This window comes from Streptomyces sp. NPDC053069 (assembly GCF_044546895.1).
GTDB lineage: Bacteria > Actinomycetota > Actinomycetes > Streptomycetales > Streptomycetaceae > Streptomyces.
The window spans coordinates 150,772-162,014 of sequence record NZ_JBITZN010000002.1 but is presented as its reverse complement, the minus strand read 5'-3'; the positions used below and the strand labels follow the sequence as shown (position 1 = coordinate 162,014).

Sequence of the window (11,243 nt, the reverse complement as noted above, 5' to 3'; positions counted from 1 at the left end):
GTCTACCGACCACCTCGCCTTGTTGCGGCGGGCCCTCGCCCCCCGCCCCCCCCCGGGGGGCCGCGGGGGGGGGGGGGGGGGGGGGGGGGGGGGGGGGCGGGGGGGCCCGGGCCCCCCCCCGCGCCAGGTGCACGAGCCGTGGGTACGGGGGGAACCCCGGCTCAGTGCGACGGCCGATGACCAGTCGGCTCACTCAGTACTGCGTCCCGGGCTCCGAAAACGTCACACCTTGCGGGAAGAAATTTTCGCGACGTACGAAACCGCAGGTCAGACGCGGTTTGCTGGGGTCGGCTTCAGGGCTGGAACGGAACCGGTGCCGTGCAGGGCCGTCGCGCCGGCCCGGCCCTTGCCGGGGTGACCGCCGCCGTGGCCCGGGTGACCGGGGCGGCCCCGGCCGGGGTTGCCGTCGTCGTCGCCCGTGCCCTTGTCCTTGCCCCCGCTCCTGGTCTTGCCGCCGCCCCCGCTGTTGCCCTTGGCCCCGCCGCTCTCCTCGCCCTTGCCGCCGCTCTTCGTGCCGTCGGCCAGGTCGGCGGCGGACAGGACGAGCTTGCAGTACCGGCTCACGCGTGCGCTGCCGCCCGCCAGGTTCTCCAGCGCGCGCCGGCGGCCGGCCTCCAGTTCCCTGCCGTCCCGGAGGTCCCGGCAGGCCGCGGCCGCGTCCTTCCAGCGTCGGCCGGGAGTGCCGGAGGGTTCGCCGGCGCCCGGGGCGTGGCTCCTGCCCGTGCGGTCGTCCGGTCCGACGGCCTCTCCGGAGGCGCCGCCGCGGTGCGCATCCGGGCCGCCGCTCGGCGCGTCCGGCCCCTGCGTCGTGCCCGAGGTGCCCCGGGGCGGGACCGAGGCGAACGGCGCCGTGGCGGTCGCGTCGGGGGAGACGGAGGAGGCGGGGCCGTGCTTCTCGGGCCCGAACGGCGTAGGCAGCATCCCGCTGCCGGCGGCCATGGCGACGCCGCCGAGGGTGCCCGCGGCCACCACGGCGGCGAGCGCCAGCCGCACCGGGCGGCCCCAGCGGGGGCGGCGGGCCGGGGTTCCGGTACGGCCCGGGACGCCGATGCGGATCAGGCCCGCGTCGGCACCGGGCACGGGCCGGCGGGAGGCACCACCGGCGCGGCGCGGGCCGGGGGCGGCAGCGGTCCGTTCGGTCCCGGCGGCCTCGCGGGCCTTGCGGAACGCGGCCAAGGCGGCCTGTTCGCCGGGGAGTTCACCGCTCGCGGGGGCCGCCTCCGCGGCGAGCGCGCCGAGTGCCCTGGAGAGGCGTTCGGCCTGGTCACGGGCGGAGGCGTCGACGGCTTCCAGCGGCTCACCGCGCAGCAGGCGTTCCGCGGTCTCACGGTTCAGCCACTTGTCCTGCTCGTCGGCCATCACATGTCCTTCTGCGTCCGCGCACGCGTATGCGTCACAGTTGCGGACGACACCGCGCGGCCGCGCGGTTCTCGCTGGGGTGGGAGCGCGTCGAGCACGCCCGCCGATTCCGGATCCTCGCCGAGCAGCTCCGCGAGCCGCTTCAGACCGCGGTGCGCCGCCGTGCGCACGGCACCGGCGCGTTTGCCGAGGGTCTCGGCGGCGCTCTTGGCGTCCAGGCCGACGACGACCCGCAGGACGACCGCCTCGGCCTGGTCCTGCGGGAGCCGCGCGATGAGGGAGAGGGTGCTGTCGGTGGCCAGCGCCTCGATGGCCTCGCCGGCCGTGTCGGACTCGGCGGCCCGGCCGGTCAGCTCCGTCTCGTCGCCGCCTATGGCAGGACGGCGGCCGCGCATGCGTATGTGGTCCAGGGCGCGGTTGCGGGCGATCCGGGCGGCCCAGCCGCGGAAACGGTCGGCGTCTCCGCTGAACCGGTCCAGGTCGCGGGCGATCTGCAGCCAGGCCTCGGACGCGACGTCCTCGGCGTCCGGATCACCGACCAGTGTCCGCACATATCCGAGCAGGCGTGGCTGCACGGAGCGGTACACCGTACGGAATGCGGTCTCGTCTCCGTCCTGTGCCGCACGCACCGCGGCGGTCAGCTCCGCGTCGTCCCCCAGCACCGCACTCCCTTTACGCCTGTTTGCCGGTCGGCGCGAAAGGCACGTTACGGCGTCAAACCGCTCCTCGTCCATGTCCGTAGAAGATGCAACTAACTCGTGACCGGGTACGGATGTGCGCAGGGTGAGGGCGGACGGGGCCGGGGTGTGACAGAAAACGCACTCCTGGCGCTGTATCAAGTACGGGTCGTGCGCGGCCCGTCCGCGCGACGGCCGGGGCCTCTCCTGTGGGGGGTGGCGGCCCCGGCCGTTCGCTCTGCACGGGGTGCGCCGGGTGACGAGGATTACTTCTCCCCGGAGGCCTCAGGTGCCGGATCGTCGGCCGCACCCGCTGCGGGGGGCTCACGCGGCGACCGTCACGCCGGCCCGGAACCACTGCGCACAGTCCGCCAGCCGGGCCCTGACCTCGGCGGCGTCCCGGCCGGCCACGACGATGTCGCCGGCCCGGTCGAAGGACTTGACCACGGGCCCGACGAGGTCGCCCGGCCCCTTGGTGACGGCGGCGGCCACGACGCCCCGCTGCCGCAGCAACTGCTGTTCGTCGGGTATCGACACGACCCGGCCCGCCGGAGCGGTGAGGAAGGCCCAGCCCAGGGACCCGCCGCTCGGCGTTCCGGCCTCCGGCGGCGTGGTGCCGAGCGCCGCGGCGGCCCAGTGCCGGTGGAGGTCGGCCCCGGTGGCGCGGCGCGTCACCTCGTCGATGCGTCCGCCGCCGACCCTGCCGCCGCACTCGCCGAACACCAGGGACCCGTCGGACTGTTCGAAGACCTCCAGGTGGAACACCCCGTCCGAGTGTCCGAGGGCGGCCAGTGCGCGGTCGGTCAGGGCGCCCGCCCGGGAGTAGAGCCCGGGCTCCTCCTCGGGGGTGGCCCGGACGGACCCCACCAGGGCCCCGGAATGCACGTCGATCACATTGCGGAGGTACCGCGAGGCGCTCAGCACCAGGGTGCGGCCGTCCCGGACGACACCGTCCAGGTGCAGCTCGGCGCCTGGGACGAACTCCTCGACCAGCCAGGGGCCCTGGCCGGCCGAGGCGGCCCAGCGATCGGCCTCCGCCTCCGAGGCCAGGCGGACGGTGTTCCGCGCCCCGGCGCCGGCCTGCGGCTTGACCACCACCGGAAACCCACCCGCGTGCCGTGCCGTCGAAACGACGTCCCGGGGAGTCGGCGCGATCCCGCATCGGGCGGTCGCGATCCCGGCCGCCCTGATCCGCCGCTTCTGCACGTACTTGTCGCGGAGGGCGACGGCCACATCGAGCGGCAGTGCCCGGACACCACCGAGCGCGCCGACGGCCGCGGCGGTCGTCAGGGAGTACTCCTGGCCGCTCGTCACCAGGTCGAAGCCGTCGGGGGAAAGCCCGGCCCGCGCCAGCGCGAACAGGACGTCCTCGGTGCTTCCGGCCTCGCCGGCGACGAGGACCTCCGCGCCGGCCGCGCCCCGGGCCCGGTCCGCGTCGGTCGCGCTCACCACGCATGTGACCGAGCAGTCCTCCGCCCGGAGAGCATCGATCGCCAGCGGCTTCCAGCCGACCAGAAGAGCGTGGGGCGGGGGCGCGGTGCGGGGCAAGGGAATCTCCGGGGCAGCAGTGTTCTGGACCTGCCGAATTCTGTGCTCTGAAACTCCGGCGGTCAATGGCGGCAAGTCTCGCAGGAAAGCCGTTCCAAGTGGGCTCAACGGACAGGTTCGGGATGTTGTTTCAGATCACTCTTGTCAGTGACCAGAGCGTCCGTTACGGTGAAGGTGATCAAGACCAAAGAGGCGCGGTTCGGGGGAATTCGTGCGGGTGAGAAGTCTTGCACGGGTCGTGACATCAGTCACACCCGCGAAGCGCGGCAGCCGCATCATGGTGGGCGGAGCGCTGGTCGACTCGTTCGGCAACGGGCTCTTCATGGCCGCTTCGACACTGTATTTCGTGGGCGTCGTGGGATTTCCCGCGGCCCATGTCGCGGCGGTGCTCTCGATAGCTGCTTTATTCGGTCTTGTGAGCCCGCTGCCACTGGGTCATATCGCCGATCGTTATGGCGCGGTACGCATTTATCTCGTACTCATGTGCATTCGCTCGGCGGGTTACGGGGCATACGCTTTCGTTCATGAATTCTCCGGTTATGCCGTGCTCACCTGCCTGCTGTGCGCGGCCGACCGGGCCTGCTCCCCCCTGCTCCAGGTGATCGTCTCGAACGTGGCCGGCGGCGAGGAGCGGACCCGCACCCTGGCGTCCATCCGCGCGGTGCGCAACGCCGGTCTCACGGCCGGCCTGCTCACCGCGGGTGTGGTACTCGGCCTCGATGTGCCGTTCGCCTTCCAGGCCGTGTTCCTGGTGAACGGGGCGTCGTTCCTGGTGATCGCCGGGATGGCCCGGTGGGCGGTGCGGGTCGCACAGGTGGCCGCGGGGCCGGCTCCCGCGGCCGACAGGGCCGCGGTCCAGGCGCCGTACCGCAACATGCGGTTCCTGGTGTTCACCGCGGCCAACGGCGTCCTCTCGCTGTACGACTCGTTGCTCCTGGTCCTGATACCGGTCTGGATCGTGCAGCGGACCGGCCTGCCGCACGCCTGGCTGTCCGTCCTGCTCGCCGTCAACACGGTTCTCACGATCCTGTTGCAGGCCTACGTGCACCGCTTCGCCACCACGGTCCGAGGCTCCCTGCGGCTGCTGAAGGTGACGGCGGTGGCGCTCTGCCTCAGCTGCGGGCTGTTCGCCCTGGCCGAGGAAGTGCCACGGTGGCCGGCACTCGCTCTGGCCGCTGCCGCGGTCGTCGCCCTCACCGTGGGGGAGAACCTGCACTCGGTGGCGAGCTGGGAACTCTCCTTCGTCCTGGCGCCGCAGGCCGCCCGGGCGCGCTATCTGGCGACCTTCAGCATGGGAATGACGGGGCAGCGCATCGTCGGCCCGGCGCTGCTGGTCGGTGTGCTGTTGCCCCTGCACCTGTGGGCGTGGGGGGTGGTGGCGGCCCTCTTCCTGGCCGCGTCCGGCGTCGCGGTGTGGTCGGGCCGCCCAGCCAGGGCGAGCACGGAAGACACGGCAGTCACCTCGGGCGCGGACAGCGCCAGACACGCCCCCGGCACCGCTGACGCGGCGGCACGCCAGGAGTGATCCGGGCCGCCCGAGCGGTCGCACCCCACCCTTCTCCCTCGCCCTTCTTTCCCCCTTGGCCGACGGCATCCGACCCTCCGGAATCCATCCGATCCTTCGAACAGAGAGCGCGGACCCTCACACCATGCCTCAGATCACCTTCGTCCATCCCGATGGCCTGCGCTCCGTCGTGGACGCACCCGCCGGCACGACCGTCAGGGACGTGGCGGTGGACGACGCGATCGACGGAATCCTCGGTCAGTGCGGTGGCCGCCTGGTCTGCGCGACCTGCCACGTCTTTGTCGAGGAGGTCGACGGGGCGCCCCTGCCGGAACTCGGCGACGACGAGGACGAGATGCTCGACTACACCGCCGAGGAACGCCGCCCGAACAGCCGTCTGGGCTGCCGGCTGACCATCGGCGAAGACCTCGCGGGCCTCGTCGTACGCGTCCCGGAGAGCCAGACCTGAACCCGCGCGCGGTTCTCACCCGGCGACCGCCGTGACGACAGCGACTGCCGCGATCACCGCCCGTCCGCGAGAGCAAGGAACCATGACCACGACACCTCTGAGAGCACCCACCCCGCCCACCGCGCCGGCCCGTACCGACAGCCCGGACCGCGGGGCCGGGTTCCCGGAAGCCCCGTTCCTGCACCTCCCGCCGGCCTTCGTCGAAGAAGCCCTCGGCGCCGTGCCGCGCGAGGCCGCGCAGCGCTTCACGGACTCCTGGCACGACCTGCCGGCGGACGCCTACCTCGGCACCGACAACCCCTACCGGTACCGGCGTTACAACGCATTCCGGTGCACCGGCACGGATCTGGAACGCCTGCCGCAGCGCCCCTTCATCCAGGACCGCGCGGTGAACGGGCTCGTCGGCGGAGTACCCCGGACGTTCGCCCCGCTCCACCCGGACGTGGCCGAGGGCGCCGCCCTGAGAGCCGTCGTACGAGCCTTCAGGGGCCTCCTCCCGGCCGGTGACCGGGAGGCCGTCGACACCTGCGGCGTCCACCAGATCCGCGTGGTCGCCCGCACCGACGCGGCCGGCGACCCCGCCCCGGAGGGCATCCACCAGGACGGCCACCACTACGTCGGACAGGTACTCATCCGCCGCGAGGGCGTGCTCGGTGCCGAGTCCCGCCTGTACGACCTCGACCGCCGGCAGATCCACCAGGCCCGGCTCACCGAACCCTTCGAGTCGATCCTGCTGGACGACCGCCGGGTGTTCCACGACGTGTCACCGGTCACCGCCTCTCCCGGAGCGGGCACCGGCGTCCGCGACATGCTCCTCATCGACTTCTTCTCCCGTACCGAACCGACGAAAGGGACCTCCCGTGACTGATACCGCTCCCGTGACCGCTCCCACCCGCCCGCGCATCGGTTTCTCCACCAACATCTGGGACAACCCCGCCGAGATCGTGGAGCACCTCGAATTCCTCGCCGGGCATTTCACCGACATCGAGTTCGAGATCGCCGAGGAGGCCCAGGAGGTCCTCTTCGGAGCCGACGGACCCGAGTACGAGCGGATCGTCGAGGGGATGCGCCGCGTCATCGACAAGCACGGACTGGACGTGTCGGTGCACGCCGCGTGGTACGGCCCGCACACCGACCTGGTCTCCCCCGACGAGCGGGAGCGCGCGGAGTCCATCAACTATCTGCGCCGGGCCGTCCACCTCGCTGCGGACCTGGACGTGCAGCGCGTGACATACCACCCCGGCTACATGTCCCGCCGGCCCAACGACGTGCTCCTCGACGTACTGCGCTCCTCGCTGGACCGCGTCCAGCCGCTGCTCTCCCGCACCGGTGTGCAGCTGTGCATCGAGAACATGGGCGCCAACCGCCCCCGCTACGTGGTGTTCTCCCCGGAGGAGCACGTCGAGCTGTGCCGGAGCACCGGCACCTGGATGACCCTGGACGTCCCCCACCTCGCCACCGTCCACCTGCCGCGCGGCGACTACGACGAGGCACTGGCCATGGTCGCCCCGTACGTCCGCACGGCCCACATCGCCGACATCAAGGGCGCCGACCACACCCACATCCCCATCGGCGAGGGCGACTTCGACCTGTGGGGGTCGCTGGAGAAGCTCGGCACCTACGGCTTCGACGGCGCCGCCGTCGTCGAGGAGTTCGCCAAGGGTTACCGGCCGGAGCAGTACCTGGAGGCCGCCCTTGACTTCCGCCGCCGCTGGGACGCCGAGGGCGCCCGCCTGCGGGGCGAGGGATGACCACATCGCCGGCCGTCGCCGATCCGGACCTGCGCCTGCCGCGGCCCGGTCCCCGCGAGCACGTGGCCGAGCTGCTGGGCGGCGTACGGGCGGACGAGGAACGGGTCGCGACCACGGTCAACCTGGCCGCCTTCGAGAACGTGCTCTCCCGTACGGCCACGGCGGCCCTGCACGGACCGCTGGCCAACCGGTACCTCATCGGATACGAAGAGGAGCGCCGCGGGCTGGACCCGGTGCTGCGCTCCGGGCTGCTCACGGCCGCGTATCCCGGCGTCGACCGGCTGGAGCGGGAAGCGGTCGGGACCGCCCGCGCACTGCTGGGCGCCGCCTGGGTGGACTTCCGGCCGCTGTCGGGACTGCACGCCACGATGTCGGTGTTCGCGCTCCTGACCGCCCCGGGCGCCCTGGTGTACTCTATCGCGCCCGAGAACGGCGGCCACTTCGCCACCCGGCCCCTGCTGGAGTCGATGGGCCGCCGCTCCGCGTACCTGCCCTGGTCCGCCGAAGCCGGAACCGTCGACATGGCCGGCTTCACCGACCTGTGGCGGCGGGACCCGGGCGCGATGGTCTTCCTCGACCACGGCGTGCCGCTCGTACCGCTGCCGGTCCCGAGCCTCCGCGCCGCCGTCGGCACCCGCGCGCTGCTGGTCTACGACGCCTCGCACACGCTGGGCCTGGTCGCGGGCGGAGCCTTCCAGGACCCGCTCGGCGAGGGCTGCGACATCGTCCAGGGCAACACGCACAAGAGTTTCCCCGGCGCGCACAAGGGCCTTGTCGCCTTCGCCGACGCCGACGCCGGCCGGGACTTCTCCGACCGCATGGGCCAGGCGCTGATCTCCTCCCAGCAGACCGGCCCGACCCTGGCCAACTACATCACCACTCTGGAGATGGGCGTCCACGCCGCCGCGTACGCCCGGCAGATGCTGTCGAACCGGGCGGCGCTCGCCACGGCACTGCGGGAGGAGGGCTTCACCGTGTTCCGCCCGCCGCATGCCGCCCGGGAGAGTCAGAGCCACGTACTGCTGCTCGAAGCCCCGGACCGGCCGGGCCGTCTCGGCGGCTACGCGGTCGCCGGCCGGCTCGTACGGGCCGGACTGGCCCTGAACGCACGCCCCGTCGAAGGACGGGTGATGCTCCGGGTGGGTGTCCAGGAGGTCACCCGCCGCGGTATGCGGGAAGCGGAGATGGCCCGCCTGGCCGAACTCATGGCGCGGGCTGCGCACGCCGGCCCGGCGGACGGGACGGCCGACGGCCCGCCCGGCGGGGTCGCTGCGCAGGTGGCCGCGCTCGCCGGATCGTTCTCCTCCGTCGCCTACGGATTCGACGACACGGACACGACGGAGAGGACGAGATGACCACACCCGACACGGTGTTCTTCCTCGGCAACGCCCGGTACGGCGAGTTCGAGCCGCTGCGGGTGTCCGGCCTGCGGGTCGGTCTGATCCGCGATGTCCGCTCCCGGGGCTGGTGCGCCGACGACGAGGCCTTCGACACGGTCGTGCCATGGGACCCCGAAGAGGGTGCCGAGGGCCTGACGGTCCTCGCCGGACGGCTCCGTGAGGAGTCCGCGGCCTGCGTGCTCAACCTGCGGGAGGCGTACGTCGAGCCGTATGCGAGGCTCCTCGCCGTACTCGGCCTGCCCGCGCTGCCGGTGGACGAGGTCGCCGCGCTGCGCTCGAAGGAACTGATGCGGCGGCTCTTCACCGAGCGGATCGGACCGTCCAGTACCGGCCGCTACGGCCGGGCCGGATCGGCGGCCGACGTCGTGGACTTCGGCGAGCGGAACGGCTGGCCCGTGGTGGTGAAACCGGCGGCGCTCTACTCCAGCCTGTTCGTGCTCACCGTGCCGGGACCCGAGGCCGCGGCCGAGGTCTTCGAGCAGGTCCGGCAGGGCGTCGCCGAGCACGTCCGGGCCAAGGGGATGCCGGAGCGGTTCACCGCCCTGCAGGTCGAGGAGTTCCTGTCGGGGAGCAACCACTCGGTGGACCTGGTCGTCGACCGCGACGGCACACCGTGGCCGAGTCCCGTCGTCGACGTCCTGACCGGCGCCGACCTCGGCGGTGATGACTTCCACCACTTCGCCCGGTTCGCTCCGAGCCGCGCCGACGCAGAGGACCAGCACCGGATGACCGGGCTCGCGGTCGATGCCGTCCGGGCCATGGGCCTGCGGCTGTGCGCCGCACACGTCGAGTTCGTCCTCACCCCGCAGGGCCCCCGGCTGCTGGAGGTGGGCATCCGGCCGGGCGGCCACCGCGCCCGAGTCCTCCACCAGGCCCACGGCATCTCCTTCATGGACGCCTACGCCGCGGTGCTGCGCGGCGAGAAGCCGGACCTGACGCCCCGGTACGACCGGCCCTTCGGCATCGTCACACCGTTCGCCCGCGACACCGGCGTCTTCACCGGCCTGCGTGGCTTCGACCGCGTGACCTCCCTGCCCACGTACGCCGGGCACAGCCTCTACCACGCACCGGGTGCGACCGCCGGGACCGCGGCACACGGGCACTGGCAGATCCTGTCGGCCGAGCTGTCGGCCGACGGACCCGCCGATCTCCTGCGCGACATCACGGCGGTGTGGCAGATGTCCGACCTGGTGCAGACCCGCCCGTCCGAGGCACGGAAGGTCCCGTCGGCGGGCCGGCCGCACCTTCTGATCGTCGGCGGCAAGGACTCCGGGTTCCGTTCGATCGCCGGCCTCGACGTGCGCATCACGCTCCTCCAGGAACGCGCCAACCTCAGCGAGCTGCAGGAGCGGCGCGCCGACGGCCTGTTCCTCGTCGAGCAGCTGGACCCCGCGTGGGCACGGACCATGGCCGGGTCCCTGCACCGCGGAGAGGCTCCCTTCGACGCCGTGCTCTCCTTCGCCGAACAGCATCTGCTCACCGCGTCGCTGATCGGTGAGGACCTCGGCATCGCGCACAACCCGGTACGGGCCGTACGGCACAGCCGGGACAAGGGCCTGATGCGCGACCTGCTGGCCGTCCACGGGCTGCCGACGGTACGCCACCGGGTGTGCGCGGACGCCGGTGAAGCGGCCGCCTTCCAGCGCGAGCTCGGCACCCCTGTGGTGGTCAAACCGGCCGACGGCTCCGGCAGCCGCGGTGTGACCCTCGCCCGTACTCCGGCGGAGGCCGCCGAGGGCTGGCACCGGGCCGGGAACACGGGGGCCGCAGTGATCGCGGAGGAGTACGTCACCGGGCGGGAGCTGAGCGTCGAGACACTCACCCTGGACGGTGCCCATCAAGTGGTCGCGGTCACCGAGAAGCTGACCTCGGGCGCTCCCTCGTTCGTGGAGACCGGCCACCAGATGCCGGCCGCCCTCGAACCGGCCGTGGCACAGTCGGTCGCGGACACGGCCGGCGCGCTGCTCACCGCCCTGGGACACCGCTGGGGACCGGCCCACACGGAGGTCATGCTCCGGGCCGACGGCTCACTCGCCGTCATCGAGACCCAGACGCGCTTCGGCGGGGACCAGATCTGGGAGATGGTCGAACTCGTCACCGGCGTACGGCTGGCCGCCGCCACCGCGGCCGGGCTGCTCGGCGTCGAGACCCCCGTCCTCCCGGCCTCGGCCGGGGGCGCCGCCATCCGGTTCTTCGCGCACGAGAACGTCGTGCTGGAGGGCGTCGAAGGGGTCGAGGAGGCCCGGAAGCTGCCCGGTGTGGTCGAGGTGAGGGCCACCGTGCGCCCCGGCCAGCGGCTCGGCCCGCTCACCGGTTCCGGCAGCCGCCAGGGCTACGTGCTGGCGGTCGGCGCGACCCGGCAGGAGGCGGTCACCCGGGCCGAAGCGGCCCACGCGGCCGTGCGCTTCGATGTGCGGGACGCCGCGGATCCGCAGTAGGGCGGGTCGCGTCAGCGGGGCGAGCGCAGCGGCTGGTCCCCTGCGGCCGCGGGAGGGCCGGCCGCTGACGCACCGCAGCGTCGCCGATCCCGGACGG

At 72.9% G+C, this 11,243-nt stretch carries 9 protein-coding genes; 6 read left to right on the top strand and 3 right to left on the bottom strand.

The genetic code is table 11. The features are described 5' to 3' along the window. Positions 1–267 precede the first annotated feature (267 nt). From ACIGXP_RS04345 to ACIGXP_RS04335, 3 genes are all read right to left on the bottom strand, one after another. Entirely contained in the window at positions 268–1,359 is a 1,092-nt protein-coding gene (locus tag ACIGXP_RS04345) for a hypothetical protein (protein ID WP_399763862.1), read from the bottom strand. Then, positions 1,359–2,021 (bottom strand): RNA polymerase sigma factor, encoded by a 663-nt coding sequence (locus ACIGXP_RS04340; RefSeq protein WP_351238824.1) that lies wholly within the window; start codon positions 2,019–2,021, stop codon positions 1,359–1,361. Before ACIGXP_RS04340 ends, ACIGXP_RS04345 begins: the two co-directional genes overlap by 1 nt. A gap of 339 nt (positions 2,022–2,360) precedes the next feature. Further along, positions 2,361–3,584 (bottom strand): ATP-grasp domain-containing protein, encoded by a 1,224-nt coding sequence (locus tag ACIGXP_RS04335; protein WP_399763859.1) that lies wholly within the window; start codon positions 3,582–3,584, stop codon positions 2,361–2,363. Positions 3,585–3,822: 238 nt separating this feature from the next. Here ACIGXP_RS04335 and ACIGXP_RS04330 point away from each other — a divergent pair, with 238 nt between their 5' ends. From ACIGXP_RS04330 to ACIGXP_RS04305, 6 genes are all read left to right on the top strand, one after another. Continuing rightward, a complete protein-coding gene (locus ACIGXP_RS04330) occupies positions 3,823–5,109 on the top strand; it encodes an MFS transporter (RefSeq protein WP_363220149.1) in 1,287 nt (428 codons plus the stop codon). A gap of 124 nt (positions 5,110–5,233) precedes the next feature. Then, positions 5,234–5,557, top strand: coding sequence for a 2Fe-2S iron-sulfur cluster-binding protein (locus ACIGXP_RS04325; protein WP_363220150.1), 324 nt, complete (start codon positions 5,234–5,236; stop codon positions 5,555–5,557). Positions 5,558–5,639: 82 nt separating this feature from the next. After that, positions 5,640–6,425 (top strand): 2OG-Fe dioxygenase family protein, encoded by a 786-nt coding sequence (locus ACIGXP_RS04320; protein ID WP_399763855.1) that lies wholly within the window; start codon positions 5,640–5,642, stop codon positions 6,423–6,425. Beyond that, positions 6,418–7,308 (top strand): sugar phosphate isomerase/epimerase family protein, encoded by an 891-nt coding sequence (locus ACIGXP_RS04315; protein WP_399763852.1) that lies wholly within the window; start codon positions 6,418–6,420, stop codon positions 7,306–7,308. Before ACIGXP_RS04320 ends, ACIGXP_RS04315 begins: the two co-directional genes overlap by 8 nt. Further along, positions 7,305–8,663, top strand: coding sequence for a hypothetical protein (locus tag ACIGXP_RS04310; protein WP_363220154.1), 1,359 nt, complete (start codon positions 7,305–7,307; stop codon positions 8,661–8,663). The genes ACIGXP_RS04315 and ACIGXP_RS04310 overlap by 4 nt, the downstream gene beginning before the upstream one ends. Next, on the top strand, positions 8,660–11,146 hold the full coding sequence (locus ACIGXP_RS04305) for an ATP-grasp domain-containing protein (protein WP_399763847.1): 2,487 nt from the start codon (positions 8,660–8,662) through the stop codon (positions 11,144–11,146). Before ACIGXP_RS04310 ends, ACIGXP_RS04305 begins: the two co-directional genes overlap by 4 nt. Positions 11,147–11,243 lie beyond the last annotated feature (97 nt).